Origin of the sequence: Pseudomonas sp. SCA2728.1_7, assembly GCF_018138145.1 — a bacterium.
GTDB classification, from domain to species: Bacteria; Pseudomonadota; Gammaproteobacteria; order Pseudomonadales; family Pseudomonadaceae; genus Aquipseudomonas; species Aquipseudomonas koreensis_A.
Genome location: NZ_CP073104.1, coordinates 4606664 through 4630425 on the forward strand (window position 1 = coordinate 4606664; position 23762 = coordinate 4630425).

A 23762-nucleotide genomic window follows, 5' to 3' on the forward strand; every position below is an offset into this window, starting at 1 on the left:
GATGCACTTTGAGGACTACAACAATGATTATTTACGGTGTGGCGCTGCTCGCGATCTGTACGCTGGCAGGGGTGATCATGGGTGACATGCTCGGCGTGTTGTTGGGCGTCAAATCCAATGTCGGCGGGGTCGGCATCGCCATGATCCTGCTGATCTGCGCGCGGTTGTGGATGCAGAAGCGCGGCGGCATGACCAAGGAATGCGAGATGGGCGTCGGCTTCTGGGGCGCGATGTACATTCCGGTGGTGGTGGCGATGGCGGCGCAACAGAACGTTGTCACTGCGCTGCACGGCGGGCCTGTGGCGGTGCTGGCGGCGATTGGTTCGGTGGTGGTCTGTGGTTGCACGATTGCCTTGATTAGCCGCACGCATAAAGGCGAGCCATTGCCCGACGAACCGGCGGAAATCTCCCCGGTCGGCACCCCAGTAGGAGGCCGCTGATATGTGGGATCTCATCGAGAAAGGTCTGGAACACAACGGGCTGGTTACCGCATTCGCCTTCGTCGGCGTGATCATGTGGGTGTCAGTGGTGCTCTCCAAGCGCCTGACATTCGGGCGCATTCACGGCTCGGCGATTGCCATCGTCATCGGGCTGGTACTGGCGTGGGTCGGCGGCACCATGACCGGTGGCCAGAAAGGCTTGGCGGATCTGACGTTGTTCTCCGGTATCGGCCTGATGGGCGGGGCGATGCTGCGTGACTTTGCGATTGTGGCCACGGCGTTTGAAGTGCAGGCGACCGAGGCGAAGAAGGCCGGGATGATTGGTGTGGTTGCGCTGCTGCTGGGCACGATTCTGCCGTTTATTGTCGGCGCGTGCATGGCCTGGGCGTTCGGTTATCGCGATGCGGTGAGCATGACCACCATCGGCGCGGGCGCGGTGACCTACATTGTCGGGCCGGTGACCGGTGCAGCGATTGGCGCGACGTCGGATGTGATGGCGTTGTCGATTGCCACCGGGTTGATCAAGGCGATTCTTGTGATGGTCGGCACGCCGGTCGCGGCGCGCTGGATGGGCCTGGATAACCCGCGTTCGGCGATGGTATTTGGTGGGCTGGCCGGGACTGTCAGCGGCGTGACTGCTGGGTTGGCGGCGACGGATCGGCGGTTGGTGCCTTATGGGGCGTTGACGGCGACGTTCCATACCGGGCTTGGGTGCTTGCTTGGGCCATCGCTGTTGTTTTTCATTGTTCGCGGGATTGTGGGCTGAAGATCAAGAGCCCCTCACCCTAGCCCTCTCCCGGAGGGAGAGGGGATCGACCGCGGTGTTTTGGCGTTATACATCGACCTGAAATTCCTGAGTCGAACTTAGGTTCTGAAAAGCTCCCGATCTGCTCCCTTTCCCCTCTACCCTTTGAGGGAGAGGGGACTGACCGAGGTGGATGTTGGAGGTACGCCGACCTGAAAGTCCTGAGTCGAACTCAGGACTCGAAATCCATGGCGATCTGCTCCCTTTCCCCCTCTACCCCTTGGGGGAGAGGGCTGGGGTGAGGGGGTAGCTGTTGATCTTGATCTTGATCTAAACCCCAGTCTGGCGATTGGCATACATCCGACACTCCGCCAACAACGCCAGCAAATTCGGATCCCTCTCCTTGGCCTTCAAAAACACCACCCCAATGTGCTGCTGCAACCGATACTTCTCCTGCAACGGGATCAGCTTCACCCGATTCTCATACACCGCCGCAATCCGCCCCGGCAGCAACGCATAACCCACCCCCGAGCTGACCATGCTCAACAGCGTGAAAATGTCATTCACCTGCATCGCCACTTTCGGCTCGAACCCCGCCTGCTTGAACACCCGGTTACCGTCCTGATGCGTAGCAAAGCCCTGGGTCAGGGTGATAAATGTTTCATCGCGCACCTCAGCCAGATCCACTTCACTTCGCTGAGCAAACTTCGAATCCGCCGGGGTGGCGAGGAAGATGTCGTCGGAGAACAGCGCAATCTGCTCGCAATCCGGGTCGTTGATGCTGTCGTCCAGCGACACCAGAATCGCGTCGACTTCCATGTTTTTCAGCTTGTACAGCAGGTCGATATTCGAGCCGAGGATCAGGTCGATGTTGAGTTCGCTGCGGCGGATCTTCAGGCCCATGATCAGTTGCGGTACGGTTTTCACCGTCAGCGAATACAGCGAGCCAAGTTTGAAGCGTTCAGCCGAGAACCCGGCGGCTTCGCGGGTCAGGCGTACGCTTTCGACGACGTCGTTGATCAGCTTCTGTGCGCGCTCTTCGAGCACATAAGCGCTTTCCAGCGGCGTCAGGTTGCGGCCTTCGTGCTTGAACAGTGGGCAGCGCAGGGCGCTTTCCAGCGAGTGAATCGCGCGGTGCACGCTGACATTGCTGGTCTGCAGCTCGGCAGCAGCACGGGCGAGGTTGCCGGTGCGCATGAAAGCGAGGAACACCTCGAGTTTTTTCAGGGTCAATTCTTCGTCGATCAGCATGGCGCGGACTCTTTTTGGAATGCGTCGATTGTGCCTTGAAGATCAAAAGATCGCAGCCTTCGGCAGCTCCTGCATTGGAATGCGTTCGAAGGTAGGAGCTGCCGAAGGCTACGATCTTTTGATTGCGCTTTTACGCTCAAGGCCCGAGCCTTGCGCGCTGCGGTAATGAATATGAGGTAAGCGATACATGTATCACGGAGAACGATTGAACGCCTGGACCCATCTGGTCGGGGCAGTGGCGGCTTTTGTCGGCGGCGTCTGGATGTTGGTGATCGCCTGCCTTGACGGCAGCCCGTGGAAGATTGTCAGTGTGGCGATTTACGCGTTCACCTTGCTGGTGCTCTACAGCGCATCCACCGTGTACCACAGCGTGCGCGGGCGCAAGAAAGCGATCATGAAGAAGGTTGATCACTTTTCGATCTACCTGTTGATTGCCGGCAGCTATACACCGTTCTGTCTGGTGACCCTGCGCGGGCCGTGGGGCTGGACGCTGTTCGGGATTGTCTGGGGGCTGGCGTTGATCGGCATTCTGCAAGAGATCAAACCGCGTTCGGAGGCGCGGATTCTGTCGATCGTGATTTATGCGGTGATGGGCTGGATTGTGTTGGTGGCGGTGAAGCCTTTGATTGCGGCGCTGGGTACGACAGGGTTTGCCTGGCTGGCGTCGGGCGGGGGTTTGTACACGGTGGGGATTATCTTTTTTGCCCTTGATCACCGGTTGCGGCATGCGCACGGGATCTGGCATTTGTTCGTGATTGCCGGGAGTTTGCTGCACTTTGTCGCGATTCTGTTTTATGTCCTCTAGAGACGCCACCATCCCCCTGTAGGAGTGAGCCTGCTCGCGATTGCGTCCGGTCAGTCAACAGTGTTTTTGACTGATAGACCGCTATCGCGAGCAGGCTCACTCCTACAGGGGAACGTATTCCAATTGTGGATTTAGAAATCACCCCAAAGCTGTTGAGCCACAGCCAGTGCAACCACCGGCGCCGTTTCGGTGCGCAACACCCGTGGGCCGAGGCGGGCGGCGTGGAAGCCGTTGCCTTTGGCTTGCTCGACTTCGGCGTCAGTCAGCCCACCTTCAGGCCCGATCAGGAAGGCCAAAGTCGCGGGTTTGGCATGACTCACCAACGGCTCGGCCACCGGGTGCAGCACCAGCTTCAACTCGGCTTCGGTCTGTTTGATCCAGTCCGCCAACAACACTGGCGGATGAATCACCGGCACCCGCGAGCGCCCACATTGCTCGCACGCGCTGATCGCCACCTGACGCCAGTGCAGCAGGCGTTTGTCGGCGCGTTCGTCCTTGAGACGGACTTCGCAGCGGTCGCTGAAGATCGGCGTAATTTCATTCACGCCCAGCTCGGTGGCTTTCTGAATCGCCCAATCCATGCGCTCGCCTCGGGACAGGCCCTGGCCGAGGTGAATGTGCAGCGGCGATTCGGCCTGACCGGCGAATTGCTCGTCGATCTGCACGGTCACGCGCTTCTTGCCGACTTCCAGCAGGGAACCGCGAAATTCATTGCCGGAACCGTCGAACAGCTGCACCGCATCGCCCTCGGCCATGCGCAGCACGCGGCTGATGTAATGCGCCTGGGCCTCCGGCAATTCGTGTTCGCCGGTGCTCAGCGGGGCGTCGATAAAGAAGCGGGACAGTCTCATTTCGGGTCTCTGGAAAGATGTGAATCAGGTGGATCGGTGTCGACTTCATTCGCGAGCAAGCTCGCTCCCACATTTGGAATGCATTCCCCTGTGGGAGCGAGCCTGCTCGCGAACGCGGTCATTAAAACACCGCAAATCTCAAGCAAGCCGAATCAGCCCGGATCGCGGAAACCAGGATGGAAGTCTTTCGGCACGGCCACGCTTACGCTGTCACGGGTGGCAATGTCGATGCCTTCGCTAGCCACTTCGGCGAGGAAGTCGATCTGCTCCGGGGTGATCACGTACGGTGGCAGGAAATACACGACGCTACCGAGCGGGCGCAGCAGCGCGCCACGCTCCAGCGCATGCTGGAACACCTTCAAACCACGACGCTCCTGCCAAGGGTAGGCCTGTTTGGTGGCTTTATCCTTGACCATCTCGATGGCCAGGACCATGCCGGTCTGGCGCACTTCCGACACATTCGGATGATCGACCAGATGCGCCGTCGCCGAGGCCATGCGCTGGGCCAGCGCCTTGTTGTTCTCGATGACGTTGTCGTGCTCGAAGATATCCAGCGTTGCCAGTGCCGCCGCGCACGCCAGCGGGTTGCCGGTGTAGCTGTGCGAATGGAGGAACGCGCGCAGGGTCGGATAGTCATCGTAGAACGCGCTGTAGACCTCGTCTGTGGTCAGGCACGCGGCCAGCGGCAGGTAGCCGCCAGTGAGGGCTTTCGACAGGCAGAGGAAGTCCGGGCGAATGCCAGCCTGTTCACAGGCAAACATGGTTCCGGTGCGACCGAAACCAACGGCGATTTCGTCGAGGATCAGATGCACGCCGTAACGGTCGCAGGCCTCGCGCAGCAACTTCAGATACACCGGGTGATACATGCGCATGCCGCCGGCGCCCTGAATCAGCGGCTCGACGATCACTGCCGCGACGCTGTCATGATTATCAGCCAAGGTCTGTTCCATGGCGGCGAACATGTTGCGCGAATGCTCTTCCCAGCTCATGCCTTCGGGGCGCCCGTAGCAATCCGGGCTCGGCACCTTGATGGTGTCCATCAGCAGGGCTTTGTAGGTTTCGGTGAACAGCGGCACGTCGCCGACCGCCATCGCCGCCATGGTTTCGCCGTGGTAGCTGTTGGTCAGGGTGACGAAGCGCTTCTTGTTCGGTTGGCCGCGGTTGAGCCAATAGTGAAAGCTCATTTTCAGCGCGACTTCGATGCAGGACGAACCGTTATCGGCGTAGAACACCCGATTCAGGCCTTCCGGCGTCATCTTCACCAGACGCTCGGACAACTCGATCACCGGTTGATGGCTGAAGCCGGCCAGAATCACATGCTCCAGTTGATCGACCTGATCCTTGATGCGCTGGTTGATCCGCGGGTTGGCATGGCCGAAAACGTTGACCCACCACGAGCTGACGGCGTCGAGGTAGCGCTTGCCTTCGAAGTCTTCGAGCCAGACACCTTCGCCGCGCTTGATCGGGATCAGCGGCAGCTGTTCGTGGTCTTTCATCTGGGTGCAGGGATGCCACAACACCGCGAGGTCGCGTTGCATCCACTGATTATTCAGGCCCATTTACAGTCTCCTCGAGGCGGCTCGCGTCAGGCGCGGGCAAACAATCGCGCAAGCCTATGCAATGCGTCGCGCGGGGACAACCCATTGTGTCGATTGAGCTACTTTGTATGAGCCGATAGACGTCGCTGGCGGCGTTTTGATGGCTAACGTATTCTTCGCGGTTCTTTGGGTCGTCTGACCCGCAAAAGTGCTTTTTCCTACGTGTATTTCCGGAGTTCGCTGAATGTCTGTCGGTTGGCTGCGCGCCTGTGCGCTGGTGATGTTGGGGCTGTTCAGCGTTACAGCGCTGGCCAAGGATAAAACTGCAATCGTGATCGGCGGCGGCCTGTCGGGCCTGACCGCCGCTTACGAACTGCAAAACAAAGGCTGGCAGGTCACCCTGCTGGAAGCCAAGCCGAGCCTGGGCGGTCGCTCCGGTATGGCCACCAGCGAGTGGATCGGCAACGACAAGACGCAGCCAGTGCTGAACAAGTACGTCTCGACCTTCAAACTCGGTACCACGCCTGCGCCGGAATTCGTGCGGACCCCGGGCTACCTGATCGACGGCGAGTACTTCTCTGCTGCCGATCTGGCGACCAAGCAGCCGGCCACCGCCGATGCTCTGAAGCGCTATCAGAAAACCCTCGACGATCTGGCACGTTCGATCGACGATCCGCAAAACCCGGCGGCGACCAGCACCCTGCACGCGCTGGACCAGATCACCGTATCGAGCTGGCTCGACAAGCAGAACCTGCCGGCCACCGCGCGTCAGCTGATCAACCAGGACATCCGCACGCACTACGACGAGCCTTCGCGTCTGTCGCTGCTGTACTTCGCTCAGCAGAACCGCGTGTATCGCGGCATCTCCGACCGCGACCTGCGCGCTTCGCGTCTGGTCGGCGGCAGCCAGGTGCTGGCGCAGGCGTTCGTCAAACAGATCAAAACCATCAAGACCAACTCGCCGGTGTCGGCGATCGTTCAGGACAAGGACGGCGTGACCGTCAAGGTCGGCAGTGTTGGCTACCAGGCTGATTACGTCGTACTGGCCGTGCCATTGCGCGCACTGAACAAAATTGCCCTGACCCCGGCACTGGATGCCCAGCATCTGGCTGCGATCAAGGGCACCAACTACGGCTGGCGCGACCAGATCATGCTGAAGTTCAAGACGCCGGTGTGGGAAAGCAAGGCGCGCATGTCCGGCGAGATCTACAGCAACACCGGTCTCGGCATGCTCTGGATCGAACCTGCGCTGAAGGGCGGCGCCAATGTGGTGATCAACCTGTCCGGCGACAACGCTCGCGTGATGCAGGCGTTCGGCGACAAGCAGATGGTCGATCAGGTGCTGATTCGTCTGCACGCGTTTTATCCACAGGCCCGTGGCTCGTTCACCGGTTATGAAATCCGTCGCTACAGCACCGACCCGTCGATGGGCGGCGCTTACCTGGCTTATGGCCCGGGCCAGATCAGCAAGTTCTGGCGCCTGTGGGAACGTCCGCTGCAACGCGTGACGTTCGCTGGCGAACACACCGACACCCTGTACCCGGGCACCCTGGAAGGTGCATTGCGCACCGGTCAACGTGCGGCCAGTCAGGTTGAAGATCTGGCGGCGGGCAAATCGTTCGAGCCAGCCAAAGTGGTGCCGGCTGCAGCAGCGGCGGGCGCGGCGGGTGCCGTGGCGGCGAAGAAGGGCAACTTCTTCACTAATCTGTTCGGCGGTTCGGATGACGAGAAGAAGCCAGAACCTGTGAAGGCGCCAGAGCCGGCTCCAGCCCCGGTAGCACCAGCGCCTGCGCCGGCCCCTGCGCCAGCCCCGGTGGAAGCGCCGAAGCCAGCGGCCCCGGTGAAAGCCGAACCGGCGAAGAAAGCAGCAGCCAAGCCTGCGGCGAAGAAGCCTGCAGCTAAGACTGAGGCTAAAAAGCCTGCGGCAAAACCGGCAGCGAAGAAGGCCGAACCGGCGAAGAAGCCGGCGGCCAAGCCGGCAGCCACCACTGAGACCAAGGCGCAGTAAGCCTTCTTCAATAAAAAACGCGGCCATACCACGGGCCGCGTTTTTTTTTGCCAAAAGCGCGCACTTCAATCCTTGCCGGTGCAGTCTCAAGGCTTACCTTTGCGCAGGACACTTCCCACAAAACAATCAGAACGAAACGATAGCGGGTGCCTGATCTCCAACTTTATGCTTGAAAAAATTGGAGGTGCTTGATGAAAAGGCTAATGGCAATACTTCTGTTGATGACACTTTCTGGTTGTGCCAATGGGCGTTTCTTTCCTGGGGGTTACGGCGCTGAACTTGCTCATCAATGCAAGATAGATCCCTATAGTGCTGATTGTTTACAGCCTCCAGCAGTTTTCAAAAACTAATCAATCACAAACATTCAGGCCTGTTAAAAGTCCCATTTGAAGAACTCCGTGCCGCTCGGCAACTTCCTGAGCCATCTTTGCTTGGGTTTTCGAATTCGTCCGGGTACAAATCCGGAGCGAGCCCAGCGCAGATTCCCGTTGCACTGATCGTAGATGACCAGGTTGCCATCGTCCTGGAGCGTCATGTACGTGTTGTACCAGAGCGATTTGTCGAGGCTGTGAGTGCTTTCAGCAATCCATAGGCGCCGTCGGGAAGGGTCGTAGAGAAAACCGTTATTGCTGATGACAAACTGCAGTGGCTCACGCATCTTTTTTGGATGCAAAGTCAAACTGTAAGGCTGCTTGTTATCGGCAATCCAGACTACTGCTTCGCCTTCTTTCATCACCAGGTTGCCATCGCTCTGCAATATCAGGCGAAATCGCCCGTTTTCGGATTGCAGATATTGGCCTGGGGTCAGGGTCTGGTTGGGCGGTAACTCGGAAGTACCACTTGCTTGAAAGGGGCTGTAACGAAGAGCCATATTGTTGACCTTCTCAAAGAATGATTGAGTCATCATTTGAGCAGGTGCAGACTTACAACTAGCGATACATAGTTATCGATTGAGAATTTCTCTGGCGACGACCTTTCTGTGATCGCCACCTGCTTCGGGGAGCGTCGGATTGCCAGCGAGAATCGAGCAGCATGGCCCGAGCGCTGTGCGGACAAGTCGCCTTTAATCTTTCCTTAACACGCCACTTCCAGACTCTTGATCGTATTTCTCGATATTTCAAAGCGAAATTTTCCGCTTTAATTCGATAGATAACTCGCTAGTCTTGGTTCGCAGTTCTCACAGGATTTGGGCAATGCAGCTACGTAACTCTTCTTCGCGCTATGGTTGGGTCAGCATCTTCATGCACTGGGGCGTGGCGCTGGTGGTCTTCGGGCTGTTCGCGCTGGGCTTGTGGATGGTCGGGCTGGATTACTACAGCAGCTGGCGCAAAGAGGCGCCGGATCTGCACAAGAGCATCGGACTGGTGTTGCTGGGTGTGATGGTGTTGCGGGTGCTGTGGCGCTTTATCAGCCCGCCGCCGCCGACGCTGCAAAGCTACAGTCGCATGACCCGTATCGGCGCCAAGTTCGGCCACGGGTTTCTGTATCTGGCGCTGTTCGCTGTGATGCTTGCCGGTTACCTGATTTCCACCGCAGACGGTGTCGGGATCCCGGTGTTTGGCCTGTTTGAAGTTCCTGCACTGGTTTCCGGGCTACCGGATCAGGCAGATACCGCTGGGGTGATTCATCTCTGGCTGGCGTGGGCACTGGTAATTTTTTCCGGTCTCCATGCGTTGGCAGCATTGAAGCACCACTTTATCGATCGTGATGCGACCCTGACGCGAATGCTCGGTCGCAAAGCCTGAAATTCAACCTCGACTCAAAGGAAAAGAAAGCATGTTGAAAAAGACTCTGGCCGCTCTGGCAATCGGTTCTGCACTGCTCTCGGCTGGTCAGGCCATGGCTGCGGACTACAAAATCGACAAGGAAGGCCAGCACGCCTTCGTTGACTGGAAAATCAGCCACCTGGGTTACAGCTTCATCCACGGTACCTTCAAAGATTTCGACGGTACTTTCTCGTGGGATTCGGCCAAGCCTGAAGCCAGCAAGATCTCGGTTGATGTGAAAACCGCCAGCCTGTGGTCGAACCACGCTGAACGTGACAAGCACATCGCCAGCAAAGACTTCCTCGACGTGGGCAAGTTTGCTGATGCCAAGTTCGTCTCCACCGCCGTTAAATCGACCGGTGAAAAGACGGCTGACGTGACCGGCGACCTGACCCTGCACGGCGTGACCAAGCCTGTGACCTTCAAGGCCACGTTCAATGGCGAAGGCAAGGATCCATGGGGCGGCGAGCGTGCTGGCTTCAATGCCAAGACCACCCTGAACCTGAACGATTTCGGGATCAAGGGCCCAGGTCCTACCTCGCAAACCGCGGATCTGGACATCTCGCTGGAAGGCGTGAAAGTTAAATAACTTTCGCACCCGACACACAAAAACGCCCCCGGTCGAAAGGCCGGGGGCGTTTTTTATTGTCCGTCACACACATCCCCTGTGGGAGCGAGCCCGCTCGCGAAGGCGGCGGGTCAGTCAGCAATGATGTTGGCTGAATGACCGCTTTCGCGAGCAGGCTCGCTCCCACAGGGAGTTTGCGGTGATTAAGGGGGATTTGTGGCGCCATAAAAAATGCCCCGGCTCTTGCGGAGGCGGGGCATTTTTCATTGCAGCGTCAACTCAGCGATTGCGGGTCAGCAGCGCTGGTTTTTCGCCACGCGGGCGGCTTGGCAGTTGATCGAGCTGCTCAGGCGTCGGGAAGCGGTCTGCCTTCGACTCTTTGTGCATGATCTTCGGGCCGTTGCTGCGCGGGTTCTGCACGGCTGGCTCGCTGCGTGGCTGATCGTCACGGGCCGGACGACGGTTGCGCGAGGACGAGGCGGAGTCGTCGCGACGACCCGACTGACCATCACGCGGTGCGCCGTTGCGCGGGCCGCCGCTGCGTTTGGCGGGCGGGGTGCCGGTGCTCGAGCCGTTGCTGTTGCGCGGACCGTTCTGACGACCCTGCGACTGACCGCCGCGTGGTGCGCCCGAACCTGCGCCAGCACCTTGAGCCGGTGCGCCTGGACGACGGCCGCGACCGCCAGCCGGGGCAGGCTTGGGCACGTAGTCAACGCGGTTACCGAAGTTATCCACATCGTCGTCGAGGAACTCGTCCGGTGCACGATCAGCCGCCGCACGTGGCGGTTGGCTCGGACGCTGTTCGCGGGCTGGGGTGCCTTCGCGTGGTTTCTGCTGACGGGCAGGGCGCTCGCCACGTTCACCGGCCGGCTTCTCTTTGCCTTTGTCCTTGCCTTTGTCTTTACGACCGCCGCCACCGCCGCCGCCATTCGGCCCGTCGCCGCGTGGGCCACGTGGATTGCGCGGGTTACGCACGTCCGGACGCTCACGCACTTCCGGCTTCTCGGCTTCAATGGTGCTCGAATCGAAGCCCATCAGGTCGCCGTCGGCGATTTTCTGCTTGGTCATGCGTTCGATGCTTTTCAGCAGTTTTTCTTCGTCCGGGGCAACCAGCGAAATCGCCTCGCCCGAACGACCGGCACGGCCAGTACGGCCGATACGGTGAACGTAATCTTCATCGACGTTCGGCAGTTCGAAGTTGACCACGTGTGGCAACTGATCGATGTCCAGACCGCGTGCGGCGATGTCGGTGGCGACCAGGATGCGTACCTGGTTGGCCTTGAAGTCGGCCAGCGCTTTGGTGCGCGCGTTCTGGCTCTTGTTACCGTGGATCGCCACAGCCGGCAGGCCGTGCTTGTCCAGGTACTCGGCCAGACGGTTGGCGCCGTGCTTGGTGCGGGTGAAGACCAGCACCTGTTCCCACGCGCCGGCGGTGATCAGGTGCGCCAGCAGCGCACGCTTGTGGCTGGCCGGCAGACGGAAGACGCGTTGTTCGATGCGCTCGACCGTGGTGTTCGGCGGCGTCACTTCGATGCGTTCCGGGTTGTGCAGCAGCTTGCCGGCGAGGTCGGTGATGTCTTTGGAGAAGGTTGCCGAGAAGAGCAGGTTCTGACGCTTGGACGGCAGGCGCGCGAGGACTTTCTTCACGTCGTGCACAAAACCCATGTCGAGCATGCGGTCGGCTTCGTCGAGGACGAGGATTTCCACGTGGGACAGGTCAACGCTGCCCTGGCCGCAGAGGTCGAGCAAACGACCCGGGCAGGCGACGAGCACGTCGACGCCACGGGACATGGCCTGAACCTGTGGGTTCATGCCGACGCCGCCGAAGATGCAGGCGCTGACGAATTTCAGGTCACGGGCGTAGATCTTGAAGCTCTCGTGAACCTGGGCCGCGAGTTCGCGGGTCGGGGTCAGGACCAGTACGCGCGGTTGGCGCGGGCCATGACGCTGGGATTTGTCCGGGTGACCATTGGGGAACAACCGCTCCAGGATCGGAAGGGCGAAACCGCCGGTTTTACCGGTACCTGTCTGTGCCGCAACCATCAGGTCGCGACCTTGCAACACGGCGGGAATGGCCCGCTGTTGCACCGGAGTAGGCTCGGTATAGCCCGCATCTTCGATGGCGCGGACTAAAGCCTCGGAGAGACCGAGGGAAGCAAAGGACATGAGTAATCCTGTTTTAGTTAGGGCTTGGCCCAATGGGAGTCTTGCCTGGCGCGAATGGCGTTTAAGAGGACGCAATCCCGTCCGGTCCTGCTGCGGTTCCGAAGGCACGTCTGGAGCGCTCGCGCGGGCTGCAAAGCTGCGCTGTAGCGGGTCGAGAGGCCTGTTACGGTTCCGGGCGTCCGGGCGTGAGCCTGGCGGGAACGCCGGAGTATAACAGAGCAATCACTGCGCGCTGCTTTCCTGCTGCTCAACGGTTTTGCGGTTGGCCGTGACTGAGTTCAGTGAAGGGCTGCCGGCGGGCGCAGCGCCGTAGCGTGCGCTCAGCTCGGCGTAGGCCGGTTCGCGCTTGAAGCGCTTGAGTTCGGCGCCAAACCGCTGCACCAGCAAATCCATGCCGGCATTGCGCCGAACCGCGAGAAACTGGCTTTGACGGCTAATGACGGTAGGGTTTTCAGTGATTTGATCGCGAATATTCAGCTCATCGAGCAAGTGCTGGCCAACGCGGCGATCAGTAATCAGCAAGTCGATGCGACCGCGCACCAGTTTGCCGAAGTTGGCTTCGTGGGTCGGTGCCGGTTCACGGCTAAACAACGTTGATTCGCGGAAATCGGGGCTGTACAGATAACCCGGCGAAGTGCCGATGGTCAGGCCTTTGAGCTCTTCCAGTTTGCTGAACGGGTGCGGCCGGTCATTGGCGTAGAACATCACGAACTCGACGTCCGACAGCGGTTCGCTCGGGTAGAGCAGGGTGGCGTCGCGCTCGTCGCTGTGAAAGATATCCAGCGCGCCGTCGGCCTGACCGGTCTCAAGCATCGACAGGCAGCGCTTCCACGGCAGGAATTGCCATTCGACTTCAATGCCCAGACGCTTGAAGACGATGGCCGTGGTTTCATAGTCCAGCCCGAGGTTCTTGCCGCCTTCCTCATACACATAAGGCGCCCATGGCTCGGTGACAATACGCAGCTTTTCGCCTCGAGCGGCGAAGCTCAGGCAAGCAAAAACCAGCACGGCGAATAACTGCGTGATCAAAGGCATGGCTTGAGATTACGACGAGAAACGCGAAAGAGCCAGAAAGTGCCTGCACAAGCTCTGTTTCGGGCCTTTAAACGCAAAAAATCGCAGCCTCAACAACCCTTGTAGGAGCTGCCGAAGGCTGCGATCTTTTGATCTTGCTTGTCGCTTTCAGCTTGAAGCTTGTAGCTGCTTCAACGAGGCAACTTCAGGTTATTCCAGATCGCCAGACTAGGTTCAGCCTGGTTCATGGAATAGAAGTGCAGCCCCGGTGCGCCGCCCTGCAACAGGCGCTCGCACATCTCGCTGACGACTTGCTCACCAAAGCGCTGAATGCTTTGCGTGTCATCGCCGTAGGCTTCCAGTTGCTTGCGAATCCAGCGCGGGATTTCCGCACCGCAGGCATCGGAGAAGCGCGCGAGTTTGCTGTAGTTGGTGATCGGCATGATCCCCGGCACGATCGGCAGATCGACACCCTGCGCCTGCAAACGGTCGACGAAGTAGAAGTAGCTGTCGGCGTTGAAGAAGTACTGGGTGATCGCGCTGTCGGCGCCGGCGCGAGCCTTGCGCACGAAGTTGGCCAGATCGTCTTCGTAGTTGCGTGCTTGCGGATGCATCTCCGGGTAAGCGGCAACTTCGATGTGGAAATGGTCACCGGTTTCTTCACGAATGAATTCCACCAGTTCATTGGCGTGACGCAGCTCACCGCTGGTCATGCCCATGCCGGACGGCAGGTCACCGCGCAGAGCGACGATGCGCTTGATGCCGGCGGCCTTGTACTCGTTCAGCAGGCCGCGCAGGTCGTCCTTGCTGTCGCCGACGCACGACAAGTGCGGAGCGGCCGGGATTTTGACTTCGCTTTCCAGTTGCAGAACGGTGTTGAGGGTGCGATCACGGGTCGAACCACCAGCGCCATAGGTGCAGGAAAAGAAGTCGGGATTGTAAGTGGCCAGCTGACGGGCAGTGGCGAGCAGTTTTTCATGCCCAGCATCGGTCTTGGTCGGGAAGAACTCGAAGCTGTAGCGACGGTCTTGGGACATGGTCATACCCTTGGAAACAAGAACCTTCGAGGCGCTGCAATCCCGTGTGGGAGCGAGCCTGCTCGCGAAAGCGCTGGGTCAGACAACACGGATGTTGAATGTTGAGACGCCTTCGCGAGCAGGCTCGCTCCCACAGGGAGAGCGAGCGAGCGCCTGTTAGTAGCGGTAAGCGTGCGGCTTGAACGGGCCTTCGACGGTCACGCCGATGTAGTCAGCCTGTTGCTTGGTCAGTTGCGTGACCACGCCGCCGAAGCCGCGAACCATTTCCAGGGCCACTTCTTCGTCGAGTTTCTTCGGCAGTACTTCAACGGTCAGGCGCTCGGCTTTCTGGGCGGGCGACAGGTCGGCGTACTTCTGGCCGAACAGGAAGATCTGCGCCAGAACCTGGTTGGCGAACGAACCGTCCATGATGCGGCTTGGGTGGCCAGTGGCGTTACCCAGGTTAACCAGACGGCCTTCGGCCAGCAGGATCAGGTAGTCGTCGTTCTGCGCATCGAAAGCGCCCGGGCCGGTACGGTGGATCTTGTGTACCTGTGGCTTCACTTCTTCCCATGCCCAGTTCTTGCGCATGAAAGCGGTGTCGATTTCGTTGTCGAAGTGACCGATGTTGCAGACCACGGCGCGCTTCTTCAGGGCTTTGAGCATGTTCGCGTCGCAAACATTGACGTTACCGGTGGTGGTCACGATCAGGTCGATCTTGCCCAGCAGCGCTTTGTCGATGCTTGCTTCGGAACCGTCGTTGATACCGTCGATGAACGGCGAAACCAGTTCGAAACCGTCCATGCACGCTTGCATGGCGCAGATCGGGTCAACTTCGGAGACTTTAACGATCATGCCTTCCTGACGCAGCGACTGAGCCGAACCCTTGCCCACGTCACCGTAACCGATGACCAGCGCTTGCTTGCCGGACAGCAGGTGGTCGGTACCGCGCTTGATCGCGTCGTTCAGGCTGTGACGGCAGCCGTACTTGTTGTCGTTCTTGGACTTGGTCACCGAGTCGTTGACGTTGATGGCCGGGATTTTCAGCTCGCCCTTGGCCAGCATGTCCAGCAGACGGTGTACGCCGGTGGTGGTTTCTTCGGTCACGCCGTGAACGCGATCCAGTACTTGTGGGTACTTGTCGTGCAGCAGCTGAGTCAGGTCGCCGCCGTCGTCGAGGATCATGTTGGCGTCCCATGGCTGGCCATCTTTCAGGATGGTTTGTTCCAGGCACCACTCGTACTCTTCTTCAGTTTCGCCTTTCCAGGCGAAAACCGGGATACCGGCAGCAGCGATAGCGGCAGCAGCCTGATCCTGAGTCGAGAAAATGTTGCACGACGACCAGCGTACTTCGGCACCCAGGGCAACCAGGGTTTCGATCAGCACGGCAGTCTGAATGGTCATGTGGATGCAGCCGAGGATCTTGGCGCCTTTCAACGGCTGTTCGCCGGAGTACTTGCGACGCAGACCCATCAGAGCCGGCATTTCCGATTCGGCGATGATGGTTTCGCGACGGCCCCAGGCAGCCAGGGACATGTCGGCAACTTTGTAATCGTTAAAATCTGCAGGCGTGATAACAGCGCTCATGAAGAGCCTCCATTCGTAATGTATGCGAATGGGCGCCGTTGTGCGTTTAGTGTCCAGCCTAAGGCCGGTCAACGCCCCATCCGAGCCTGACAGGTTGAACCTGCTGCAGCGCCCCTCGGACAGGTGGCGGGAAAACGGTAGCAAGTGAACGTTACCGTTTTGAAACGGGGGCGATTATAGCCGTCTAGACTGATCTTCCAAAGGGTTTCTGTCGGCCAGATGAAGATCGTTAATGACGACCATAGTCGAAGCCGCATGGAGCCTGACCGCTCAGTCTGCCAAGATACCGTCCATCGTTCGGCAAGACACTCAGGAGTGAAGATGAATTTCCACACCCGCAAATGGGTAAAACCCGAAGACCTCAACCCCAACGGCACTCTGTTCGGTGGCAGCCTGTTGCGCTGGATCGACGAAGAAGCGGCGATTTACGCGATCGTCCAGTTGGGCAATCAGCGCGTGGTGACCAAGTACATTTCCGAAATCAACTTCGTCAGCGCCTCGCGCCAGGGCGACATCATCGAACTGGGCATCACCGCCACCGAGTTCGGCCGCACCTCGATCACCCTGACCTGCGAAGTGCGCAACAAGATCACCCGCAAGAGCATTCTGACCGTCGAGAAGATGGTGTTTGTGAATCTGGGCGAAGACGGCTTGCCAGCACCGCATGGGCGCACTGAAATCAAATATGTGAAAGACCAGTTTCAGGAAGATGAGTTAGTTACCAAGTGACATCAGCGTCGGCTTCATCGCGAGCAGGCTCACTCCTACAGGTACAGCGCAGTCCATGTAGGAGTGAGCCTGCTCGCGATGACGGTTTCAAAGTCAGCGAAGAATCATCTGGCCACTGAACAGCCATGAACCGCCGGGGTCGTAGGTAAACACCACCCCCACGGTTCCCACGCCATGACCACCCCTACCGACGGCAAAACCCCCGACCTCTCGGCCAAAGAGCAGCACGAAGTCGAGAAAAACCAGCCGCCTCGCGCGGCCGTTCTGCACGAAATCATCCGCTCTCAAGGCGATCAGGAACTGGAGCGCAGCATCGCCGCACTCTGGTGGTCGGCATTGGCGGCCGGGTTGACCATGGGCCTGTCGCTGATGGGCATGGGCCTGCTCAACTCGCGCCTGCCCGACGGTGACGAATTCAAAGTGATCGCCAGTTTCGGCTACTGCGCCGGTTTCCTCGCGGTGATCCTCGCCCGCCAGCAACTGTTCACCGAAAACACCCTGACGGCAGTGCTGCCGGTCATGACCAAGCCGACCCTGCAAAACTTCGGACGGCTGATCCGCCTGTGGACGGTGGTGCTCGTTGGCAACCTGTGTGGCACGATTCTGGTCGCGTACGTGATGCTCGAGCTGCCGATCTTCGACAGCAAGACGGATCATGCCTTCCTCGAAATAGGCCGCAAGGTCATGGAGAACCACGCCAGCCAGATGTTCGCCAAAGGCATCGTTTCCGGCTGGATGATTGCCACCATGGTCTGGATGATCCCGTCCATGGAGAGCGCGAAGATGTGGATCATCATCCTCATCACCTATTTGATGGCGCTCGGCGATTTCACCCATATCGTGGTGGGTTCGGCGGAGGTGTCATATCTGGTGTTTGCCGGCGAGTTGCCGTGGAGTGATTTCTGGATGGTCTTCGCGGGGCCGACGCTGGCGGGCAACATCATTGGTGGCAGCTTTATCTTTGCGCTGATCAGCCATGCGCAGATTCGAAGCGAGAGCGGGGCGCCGAAGGAGTCTGCGGATCAGGCCGAGAAACCGGATCCGCAGCAGATCAAAAAATGATCAGTGGTGAGCGGGTTCGCTGGTGGTCGCGGGCTCGTTGCGCGTCGCGTGCTTGACCAGTTTGCCGATGGTCAGCCCCTGCAACAGGATCGACGACAGCACCACAATGTAAGTGATGCTCAGCAACAGATCACGCTCCGGGCCCAGCGGCAGGGCCAGCGCCAGTGCCACCGAGACACCGCCGCGCAAACCGCCCCAGGTCAGAATCCGGATCGTGCCGGCGGGCACTGTCCGCCAGCGGCGCAGCAGCAGAATCGCCGGGGCCACCGTGAGCAGGCGCGAGAGCAGAATGGCCACCGCCAATACACTCGCTGCCGCCACGTGCAGCCAATTGAACGGCAGCAGCAACAGCTCCATGCCGATCAGCGCGAACAGCAGCGCGTTGAGCATGTCATCGAGCAACTCCCAAAAGCCGTCGAGATAGCGGCGGGTCATGTCGTTCATCGCCAGATTGCGCCCGAGGTTGCCGATGATCAGACCGGCCACTACCATCGCGATCGGCGCGGAAACGTGAATCTCCGTGGCCATCGCCGAACCGCCAATGACCAGCGCCAGCGTCAGCATCACGGTGATCTGATGCTGCTCGACGCTCTTGATCATTCGATAGACCAGATAACCGATCAGCCCGCCGAACAGCACACCGCCGATGGCTTCATGAACGAACAACATCGCGGTGGCGCTGACGGTCGGGGTTTCGCCGAGTTGGGCGATGCCCAGCAATACGGTGAACACCACAACAGCTGTGCCGTCGTTGAACAGCGATTCGCCAACGATGGTGGTTTTCAGCGGCTTCGAGGCGTTGGCGGTACGCAGCACGCCGAGCACCGCGATCGGGTCGGTTGGCGAAATCAGCGCGCCGAACAGCAGGCAATACAAGAAGCTCACGTGCCAGCCGAACAGGGCAAAAATGTAATAGGCGAGGCTGCCGATCACCGCAGTGGCAATCAACACGCCGAAAGTCGCCAACAGGCCGATGGGCCAGCGGTAGCTGCGCAAGTCATTCAGGTTGACGTGCAAGGCGCCGGCGAACAGCAGGAACGACAGCATCCAGTTCATCAGCAGATCGCCGAAGTCGATCTGACCGATCAGTTGCTGCACGCGTTCTTCGAGACCGGGGTAGCCGAGCACGCTCAGGCCTTGCAGGATCAGCGAGAACAACAGTGCGGTAACCATCACGCCGATGGTCGGCGGCAGACCGATGAAGCGGAAGTTGACGAAGGTCAGGAGGGTGGTGAGGCAGATGAAAGCGGCGACAAGTTCAAGCATCCGGGGTCCTTTGGATGAGGTGTGGAAGATAGCGCACCGAATCTTTGGCGCAGGGGTTGGATGGGTTGAGGGCGATTGAGGGCACAGTTCAAATGATGGGGAGATCAAGAGCCCCTCACCCCAGCCCTCTCCCAGAGGGAGAGGGGGCAAACCGAGGTGTCTGGCGTCAGACATCGACCTGGAAGACCTTATCGCTTATGGATTCAGCAAAGCGGTTTCACGTCGGCGTATCTCTCAAATATCCCCCATTCAGTCCCCTCTCCCACTGGGAGAGGGCTAGGGTGAGGGCTCTTGCAGGCTAAACCCGATTAGCCGGACACATTGACCGCAGCCGCCTCACGACGTTGCAGATAAATAAACAAAAGCGCCGTCAGCACCGTCAACACACCGACCAGCGCACCGGTCCACGGCAAGTCCGCCAGATCCGCGCCACTGGCAACTACCAGCCCGCCGATCCACGCACCCGCCGCATTACCGAGGTTGAAAGCGCTTTGATTCAAGGTCGAGCCGAGGTTCGGCGCTTCATGGGCCTGATCGATGATCAGCAGTTGCAGAATCGGGCACAGCGCAAAGGCGAAAATCCCCCACAGCACCAGCGTGATCGCCGCCGGCACCACCGAGTGACTGGTCTGGCTGAACGCCGCCAGAATCACCACCACGGCCAGGGCCACACCGACCAGCGACGGCAACAAACGGCTATCAGCCAGGCGTCCGCCGAGCATGCTGCCGCCGGTCAGGCCGACGCCGAACAACAGCAGCATCACCGTTACCCCGTGTGGGCTGACGCCGGTGATGTCTTGCAGGATCGGCGCGATATAAGTGAAAACGCTGAACAGGCTGGTCGACGCCAAAACACTCATGCCCAGCGCCAGCAGCACGTTGACCTTACCCAGCACTTTGAACTCGCTGGCGAGGTTGGCCTTGTCCATGGGGATGTGTTTCGGCAACCACAACCACTGCGCGAGAGCGGCGATCACACCAATCACCGAGACCGCCCAGAAGGTCGAGCGCCAACCGGCGTACTGACCCAACGCTGTTCCCAGCGGCACGCCGAGAACATTGGCCAAGGTCAGGCCGGTGAACATCATCGCAATCGCCTGCGCGCGTTTGTTCGGCGCGACCAGTCCGGCGGCAACTACCGAACCGATTCCGAAAAATGCTCCGTGACACAGCGCCGTGACCACGCGGGCGGCCATCAGCGTCGCGTAGTTCGGCGCCAGTGCGCAGAGCACGTTGCCGAGGATGAACATCAGCGTCATCCCCAACAAGGTCGCTTTGCGCGGCATGTTCGCGGTGCCGATCGCCAGGATCGGTGCGCCGAACACCACGCCCAGCGCGTAACCGGTGATCAGCAGACCCGCGTGGGGAATGCTCACAGAAAGATCGCGGGCAACATCGGGCAGCAGGCCCATGATGACGAATTCAGTGGTGCCGATGCCGAACGCGGCAACAGCGAGGGCAAGCAAGGCGAGTGGCATGCGCAAGGTCTCTGTCGGTAGTCTTGACGCTTTGATCAGGCATACGCAGGCCGACGACCGCTCTCTATGGAGGGCGGTGCAGGCAGGAATTATTGGTGTTTTTCTGTGCGCAACTGAGTGCGGCGTGGTCACTTGCAGTATAAACAGCTGCTGACACATCGCGAATCAATAATCTGACTATTCGACGATTCACTGTAGGAGCTGCCGCAGGCTCGGGCCGCGTTCGGACGATCTTTTGATCTTGCTGTTAAAAATCAAAAGATCGCAGCCTGCGGCAGCTTCTACATGGGGACTCATAAAAATAAGGGGTAAGACGTGCTGGCGACGGGGTTGGTATTGATGGCGGCGCTGTTGCATGCGACGTGGAATACGTTAATCAAGTTCAGCGCCGAGCGGTTGCTGGTGGTGGCGTGCATGGACACCGTGGCGCTGCTGGTCGTCGCTATCGCGTTGCCATTCGTGAGCTTGCCGCCCATGGAAATCTGGCCGTGGATTCTGGCGTCGGCAGCGTTTGAATTGCTGTATCGCTACCTGCTGATTCAGGCGTATCGGGTCGGCGATCTCGGGTTGGTCTATCCACTGATGCGTGGTTTGTCGCCGCTGGTAGTGCTGGCGCTGACCCTGATCTTCGCCGGTGAAGTGCTCACCACGCAGCAAATCTTCGGCATCATGCTGATCCCGTTCGGCATGATTTGTCTGCTGTGGCAGGGCGGTGGCGGCAAGCATTTGCCGTGGTCGATGCTGCCGGTGGTGGCGCTGATTGGCCTGTGCATCGGTTGCTATACCTACATCGATGGCCAGGCGTTGCGGCGTTGGTCGCATCCTTTGGATTATCTGGTCTGGGTCACGCTGCTCAGCGCCTGGCCGTTTCCGCTGTTGGCGTGGGTCGCCAAGCGTCCGGCGTTCATGTTGTTCTGGCGTGAGCAATGGAAGCTGGGGTTGGCGGTGGGCGTCTGCGTATTGGCCAGCTACGCTCTGGTGCTATGGGCGATGCAATTGGGCTCGATTGCCGAGGCGGCGGCATTGCGTGAGATCAGCGTGATTCTGGTGGTGCTGTTCGGCATGCGCTACTTGAAAGAACCTTTCGGCCGTCCGCGGCTCTTAGCCTGTGGGTTGGTACTGATCGGCATGCTGGTGATGAAGTTCTAACGGCCCGCGAATTCTATAACTCGAAAAAAGGACGGCGTTATGACGGTGGCTCTGTGGTGTGTGTTGATTGCGATTTTTCTGCCGTATGTCTGCACTGGCGTGGCGAAAGCCGTGGGCGGCTACCGGTTGAGTGACAACCACGATCCGCGTGACTTTCTTGAAAGCCTCAACGGTGTGGCCCGTCGGGCGCACGCGGCGCAACTGAACAGCTTTGAAGTGATGCCGGCGTTTGCAGCGGCGGTGATCGTCGCGCACCTGGTGGGAACCGCGCAGTTGGTGACGGTCAATGTGCTGGCGGTGATGTTTATTACCAGTCGCCTGCTGTACATCATCTGCTACCTGGCGGACTGGGCGATCCTGCGTTCACTGGTCTGGTTTGTGGGGATGGGGCTGATTGCTTCGTTCTTCTTTGTGTCGGTCTGATTATTTTACTGGTGTTGCTGATGGCCTCATCGCGAGCAGGCTCACTCCTACATTTTGGAATGCGTTCCCCTGTAGGAGTGAGCCTGCTCGCGATAGCTATCTGATTACCTCAGCAGATTCCAAGGCTTACTTCTTCTCTGTATCGGCCACCTGTGGCACTTGCGGCAACGCCGCGCCTTTTGGCCAGAGCATCCAGATCTGCCCTTGCTGTTTCATGTCCCCGGCCAGTTGCCCGGCCGCCTCCCCGGTGCCCCAAAACAGATCCGCACGCACCTCGCCGGCAATCGCGCCGCCGGTGTCCTGCGCCGCCACCGGGCGCACCAGTGCCGTGCCATCCGGTTTTGTGGTCGACAGCCACAACAGACTGCCCAACGGAATCACCTTGCGATCCACCGCCGCGCTGTAGCCGGCAGTCAACGGTACGTTCAGCGAACCGCGCGGGCCTTCATTGCTGTCCGGGTTGCGGGTGAAGAACACATAACTCGGGTTGCTACCCAACAGTTCGGGGATGCGCGACGGATTGGCTTTGGCCCAATTGCTGATCGCGTTCATGGTCACGTCTTCTTTCTTCAGCTCACCTTGTTCGACCAGCCAGCGGCCAATCGGCCGGTATGGATGGCCGTTCTGATCGGCGTAGGCAATGCGCAGTTGTTTGCCGTCCTCGGTCTGAATCCGTCCGGAACCCTGTATCTGTAGAAATTGCAGATTCATCGGGTCAGTCAGGTAGGCAACCACCGGGGCTTTCACACCTTTGGATTCGATGGTCGCGGCATCGTCGTATGGCTTCAGCACGCGGCCTTCGAGGCGACCGCGCAGGCGTTTGCCTTTGAGTTCGGGATAGATGCTGTCGAGCGAGACGATGATCATGTCTTCCGGCACGCCATACACCGGCACGTTGGCCGCGTCGGTGGGCGTCAGGCTGCCGGGGTAGACCGGCTCGTAGTAGCCGGTGATCAAACCGTTGGGGTTGTCGTTTTCAGCGCGTAGGCCGTAGACATCGAGATTCTGTTTGAGAAACGCACGAATCTCGGAGGCGCTCTGCGGAACATTGGCCGCTGCTGCGCAGGTAGTGCTCCAGACCGCATCTGCCTTGAGTCGGGCGCACGCGCTGCGCCACGAACCGAAACCGGCGACCAGATCGCTATCGGATACCGCCGGCAAGGCTTCCCAGGTCGCGCTGGAATAAGTGGCCAGCGCGTGGGTTTTTGGCTTGGCGGTTTCGCCACCGGTGCAGCCGGCGAGAATTGCCAACACTGGAAGGGTGGCTATGAGCGGGTGAAACCAGGCCTTGAGACGGCTGTTCATGGAGTGATTCCTGTGCCGGTTGTCTGAGTGCTCCATGCGCTCGAACAACCCGTATTTTTAATAGGGCTATTGGTGTTTGGTGGTGACGCGAGGATACTGGCCGCCGAATTCCGTGACCTGAAGCCACCATGACTCTTAAACGCATTGCTGTTGTATTGCTGGCCTGTCTGACCTTGTCCGCCTGTGGCGGTGTCGATCCGAATTCTCCGCTGGGCCAGCGCAAGGCCATTTTCAAACAGATGCTCAAGACCGGCGAAGACCTGGGCGGCATGTTGCGTGGACGCATTCCGTTCGACGGGCCGAAGTTCGCCGAAGGCGCGGTCAAGCTCGATGCGCTGTCCCATGAACCGTGGAAGCATTTTCCGCAGGTTCGCGAAGAAGATCACACCAGCGCCAAGGACGATGTCTGGCAGAAGCAGGCGCAGTTTCAGGAAATGACCCGCACCCTTGAAGCGGCCACCGGTGAATTGGTGATCGCCAGTCAGGTTCAGCCATACAAGGCCAGCAACCTTGGGCCGGCGGTGCAGAAAGTTGAGGATGCCTGCAGCGCTTGCCATAAACAGTTTCGCGATCATTGATAGTTAAAAGATCGCAG

At 59.4% G+C, this 23762-nt stretch carries 22 protein-coding genes and 1 riboswitch; of the genes, 11 read left to right on the forward strand and 11 right to left on the reverse strand.

The window, feature by feature from the left end; all coding sequences use genetic code 11:
* Positions 1 to 23: 23 nt before the first annotated feature.
* Together madL and madM are read left to right on the forward strand one after the other, a co-directional pair.
* Positions 24 to 440: a malonate transporter subunit MadL gene (madL, locus tag KBP52_RS20555; protein WP_038358777.1), complete on the forward strand. Its 417-nt coding sequence runs from the start codon at positions 24 to 26 to the stop codon at positions 438 to 440.
* 1 nt (position 441) lies between these two features.
* The gene (gene madM / locus KBP52_RS20560) at positions 442 to 1206 is read left to right on the forward strand and encodes a malonate transporter subunit MadM (RefSeq protein ID WP_077574887.1); all 765 of its coding nucleotides are present in this window, start codon (positions 442 to 444) and stop codon (positions 1204 to 1206) included.
* Positions 1207 to 1515: 309 nt separating this feature from the next.
* Here madM and KBP52_RS20565 read toward each other — a convergent pair whose 3' ends face one another.
* Positions 1516 to 2436 carry a LysR substrate-binding domain-containing protein gene (locus tag KBP52_RS20565; protein WP_116028388.1) on the reverse strand — a complete coding sequence of 307 codons (921 nt, stop codon included), beginning with the start codon at positions 2434 to 2436 and terminating at the stop codon, positions 1516 to 1518.
* Between the two features lie 187 nt (positions 2437 to 2623).
* Between KBP52_RS20565 and KBP52_RS20570 the strand changes: the two genes are divergently transcribed.
* Positions 2624 to 3241, forward strand: coding sequence for a hemolysin III family protein (locus tag KBP52_RS20570; protein WP_212620856.1), 618 nt, complete (start codon positions 2624 to 2626; stop codon positions 3239 to 3241).
* Between the two features lie 131 nt (positions 3242 to 3372).
* Here KBP52_RS20570 and KBP52_RS20575 read toward each other — a convergent pair whose 3' ends face one another.
* Positions 3373 to 4092 carry a 16S rRNA (uracil(1498)-N(3))-methyltransferase gene (locus KBP52_RS20575; RefSeq protein WP_212620857.1) on the reverse strand — a complete coding sequence of 240 codons (720 nt, stop codon included), beginning with the start codon at positions 4090 to 4092 and terminating at the stop codon, positions 3373 to 3375.
* A gap of 152 nt (positions 4093 to 4244) precedes the next feature.
* Positions 4245 to 5651 carry an adenosylmethionine--8-amino-7-oxononanoate transaminase gene (locus KBP52_RS20580; protein WP_212620858.1) on the reverse strand — a complete coding sequence of 469 codons (1407 nt, stop codon included), beginning with the start codon at positions 5649 to 5651 and terminating at the stop codon, positions 4245 to 4247.
* A gap of 223 nt (positions 5652 to 5874) precedes the next feature.
* Here KBP52_RS20580 and KBP52_RS20585 point away from each other — a divergent pair, with 223 nt between their 5' ends.
* Entirely contained in the window at positions 5875 to 7638 is a 1764-nt protein-coding gene (locus tag KBP52_RS20585; RefSeq protein WP_212620859.1) for a flavin monoamine oxidase family protein, read from the forward strand.
* Between the two features lie 373 nt (positions 7639 to 8011).
* Here the strand turns inward: KBP52_RS20585 and KBP52_RS20590 are convergent, their stop codons facing one another.
* Positions 8012 to 8509, reverse strand: a complete 498-nt coding sequence (locus KBP52_RS20590) for a hypothetical protein (RefSeq protein ID WP_212620860.1) — start codon at positions 8507 to 8509, stop codon at positions 8012 to 8014.
* Between the two features lie 322 nt (positions 8510 to 8831).
* Here KBP52_RS20590 and KBP52_RS20595 point away from each other — a divergent pair, with 322 nt between their 5' ends.
* Both KBP52_RS20595 and KBP52_RS20600 read left to right on the forward strand, forming a co-directional pair.
* Entirely contained in the window at positions 8832 to 9383 is a 552-nt protein-coding gene (locus tag KBP52_RS20595; protein WP_077574882.1) for a cytochrome b, read from the forward strand.
* Between the two features lie 31 nt (positions 9384 to 9414).
* Positions 9415 to 9993 carry a YceI family protein gene (locus KBP52_RS20600; RefSeq protein ID WP_038358767.1) on the forward strand — a complete coding sequence of 193 codons (579 nt, stop codon included), beginning with the start codon at positions 9415 to 9417 and terminating at the stop codon, positions 9991 to 9993.
* A 258-nt stretch (positions 9994 to 10251) separates the two neighbouring features.
* Here the strand turns inward: KBP52_RS20600 and KBP52_RS20605 are convergent, their stop codons facing one another.
* From KBP52_RS20605 to ahcY, 4 genes are all read right to left on the reverse strand, one after another.
* The gene (locus KBP52_RS20605) at positions 10252 to 12138 is read right to left on the reverse strand and encodes a DEAD/DEAH box helicase (RefSeq protein WP_034153634.1); all 1887 of its coding nucleotides are present in this window, start codon (positions 12136 to 12138) and stop codon (positions 10252 to 10254) included.
* Positions 12139 to 12360: 222 nt separating this feature from the next.
* Positions 12361 to 13173 (reverse strand): transporter substrate-binding domain-containing protein, encoded by an 813-nt coding sequence (locus KBP52_RS20610; RefSeq protein WP_116028383.1) that lies wholly within the window; start codon positions 13171 to 13173, stop codon positions 12361 to 12363.
* Between the two features lie 170 nt (positions 13174 to 13343).
* On the reverse strand, positions 13344 to 14189 hold the full coding sequence (gene metF, locus KBP52_RS20615) for a methylenetetrahydrofolate reductase [NAD(P)H] (RefSeq protein WP_007913720.1): 846 nt from the start codon (positions 14187 to 14189) through the stop codon (positions 13344 to 13346).
* A 156-nt stretch (positions 14190 to 14345) separates the two neighbouring features.
* Positions 14346 to 15755, reverse strand: coding sequence for an adenosylhomocysteinase (ahcY, locus tag KBP52_RS20620; protein ID WP_064388105.1), 1410 nt, complete (start codon positions 15753 to 15755; stop codon positions 14346 to 14348).
* Positions 15756 to 15778: 23 nt separating this feature from the next.
* Positions 15779 to 15878: riboswitch (S-adenosyl-L-homocysteine riboswitch) on the reverse strand.
* Between the two features lie 198 nt (positions 15879 to 16076).
* On the opposite strand from ahcY, the gene KBP52_RS20625 reads away from it, so the two are divergent.
* Positions 16077 to 16484 carry a hotdog domain-containing protein gene (locus KBP52_RS20625; RefSeq protein ID WP_016984776.1) on the forward strand — a complete coding sequence of 136 codons (408 nt, stop codon included), beginning with the start codon at positions 16077 to 16079 and terminating at the stop codon, positions 16482 to 16484.
* Between the two features lie 174 nt (positions 16485 to 16658).
* Positions 16659 to 17546, forward strand: coding sequence for a formate/nitrite transporter family protein (locus tag KBP52_RS20630; protein ID WP_212620861.1), 888 nt, complete (start codon positions 16659 to 16661; stop codon positions 17544 to 17546).
* Here KBP52_RS20630 and KBP52_RS20635 read toward each other — a convergent pair whose 3' ends face one another.
* Complete coding sequence (locus tag KBP52_RS20635) at positions 17547 to 18812, reverse strand: sodium:proton antiporter (protein ID WP_077574864.1); 1266 nt, start codon at positions 18810 to 18812, stop codon at positions 17547 to 17549.
* 308 nt (positions 18813 to 19120) lie between these two features.
* Positions 19121 to 20290, reverse strand: a complete 1170-nt coding sequence (locus KBP52_RS20640) for an MFS transporter (RefSeq protein ID WP_077574863.1) — start codon at positions 20288 to 20290, stop codon at positions 19121 to 19123.
* Positions 20291 to 20605: 315 nt separating this feature from the next.
* On the opposite strand from KBP52_RS20640, the gene KBP52_RS20645 reads away from it, so the two are divergent.
* Together KBP52_RS20645 and KBP52_RS20650 are read left to right on the forward strand one after the other, a co-directional pair.
* Positions 20606 to 21439, forward strand: coding sequence for an EamA family transporter (locus KBP52_RS20645; RefSeq protein WP_212620862.1), 834 nt, complete (start codon positions 20606 to 20608; stop codon positions 21437 to 21439).
* Between the two features lie 39 nt (positions 21440 to 21478).
* Positions 21479 to 21862, forward strand: coding sequence for an MAPEG family protein (locus KBP52_RS20650; RefSeq protein ID WP_077574861.1), 384 nt, complete (start codon positions 21479 to 21481; stop codon positions 21860 to 21862).
* A gap of 126 nt (positions 21863 to 21988) precedes the next feature.
* Here KBP52_RS20650 and KBP52_RS20655 read toward each other — a convergent pair whose 3' ends face one another.
* Positions 21989 to 23167, reverse strand: coding sequence for an MltA domain-containing protein (locus KBP52_RS20655; protein ID WP_212620863.1), 1179 nt, complete (start codon positions 23165 to 23167; stop codon positions 21989 to 21991).
* Between the two features lie 128 nt (positions 23168 to 23295).
* Here KBP52_RS20655 and KBP52_RS20660 point away from each other — a divergent pair, with 128 nt between their 5' ends.
* Entirely contained in the window at positions 23296 to 23745 is a 450-nt protein-coding gene (locus KBP52_RS20660) for a cytochrome c (protein ID WP_212620864.1), read from the forward strand.
* Positions 23746 to 23762: the final 17 nt, after the last annotated feature.

Excerpts from the sequence above, each read along its gene's own strand:
- KBP52_RS20585 (WP_212620859.1), top strand. The coding sequence starts at position 5,875 with ATGTCTGTCGGTTGGCTGCGCGCCTGTGCGCTGGTGATGTTGGGGCTG.
- KBP52_RS20655 (WP_212620863.1), bottom strand. The coding sequence starts at position 23,167 with ATGAACAGCCGTCTCAAGGCCTGGTTTCACCCGCTCATAGCCACCCTT.
- KBP52_RS20660 (WP_212620864.1), top strand. The coding sequence starts at position 23,296 with ATGACTCTTAAACGCATTGCTGTTGTATTGCTGGCCTGTCTGACCTTG.
- KBP52_RS20625 (WP_016984776.1), top strand. The coding sequence starts at position 16,077 with ATGAATTTCCACACCCGCAAATGGGTAAAACCCGAAGACCTCAACCCC.
- KBP52_RS20640 (WP_077574863.1), bottom strand. The coding sequence starts at position 20,290 with ATGCCACTCGCCTTGCTTGCCCTCGCTGTTGCCGCGTTCGGCATCGGC.
- KBP52_RS20635 (WP_077574864.1), bottom strand. The coding sequence starts at position 18,812 with ATGCTTGAACTTGTCGCCGCTTTCATCTGCCTCACCACCCTCCTGACC.
- KBP52_RS20590 (WP_212620860.1), bottom strand. The coding sequence starts at position 8,509 with ATGGCTCTTCGTTACAGCCCCTTTCAAGCAAGTGGTACTTCCGAGTTA.
- KBP52_RS20595 (WP_077574882.1), top strand. The coding sequence starts at position 8,832 with ATGCAGCTACGTAACTCTTCTTCGCGCTATGGTTGGGTCAGCATCTTC.
- madL (WP_038358777.1), top strand. The coding sequence starts at position 24 with ATGATTATTTACGGTGTGGCGCTGCTCGCGATCTGTACGCTGGCAGGG.
- KBP52_RS20650 (WP_077574861.1), top strand. The coding sequence starts at position 21,479 with ATGACGGTGGCTCTGTGGTGTGTGTTGATTGCGATTTTTCTGCCGTAT.
- madM (WP_077574887.1), top strand. The coding sequence starts at position 442 with ATGTGGGATCTCATCGAGAAAGGTCTGGAACACAACGGGCTGGTTACC.
- KBP52_RS20600 (WP_038358767.1), top strand. The coding sequence starts at position 9,415 with ATGTTGAAAAAGACTCTGGCCGCTCTGGCAATCGGTTCTGCACTGCTC.
- KBP52_RS20580 (WP_212620858.1), bottom strand. The coding sequence starts at position 5,651 with ATGGGCCTGAATAATCAGTGGATGCAACGCGACCTCGCGGTGTTGTGG.
- KBP52_RS20610 (WP_116028383.1), bottom strand. The coding sequence starts at position 13,173 with ATGCCTTTGATCACGCAGTTATTCGCCGTGCTGGTTTTTGCTTGCCTG.
- KBP52_RS20570 (WP_212620856.1), top strand. The coding sequence starts at position 2,624 with ATGTATCACGGAGAACGATTGAACGCCTGGACCCATCTGGTCGGGGCA.
- KBP52_RS20605 (WP_034153634.1), bottom strand. The coding sequence starts at position 12,138 with ATGTCCTTTGCTTCCCTCGGTCTCTCCGAGGCTTTAGTCCGCGCCATC.
- KBP52_RS20565 (WP_116028388.1), bottom strand. The coding sequence starts at position 2,436 with ATGCTGATCGACGAAGAATTGACCCTGAAAAAACTCGAGGTGTTCCTC.
- ahcY (WP_064388105.1), bottom strand. The coding sequence starts at position 15,755 with ATGAGCGCTGTTATCACGCCTGCAGATTTTAACGATTACAAAGTTGCC.
- KBP52_RS20630 (WP_212620861.1), top strand. The coding sequence starts at position 16,659 with ATGACCACCCCTACCGACGGCAAAACCCCCGACCTCTCGGCCAAAGAG.
- metF (WP_007913720.1), bottom strand. The coding sequence starts at position 14,189 with ATGTCCCAAGACCGTCGCTACAGCTTCGAGTTCTTCCCGACCAAGACC.
- KBP52_RS20575 (WP_212620857.1), bottom strand. The coding sequence starts at position 4,092 with ATGAGACTGTCCCGCTTCTTTATCGACGCCCCGCTGAGCACCGGCGAA.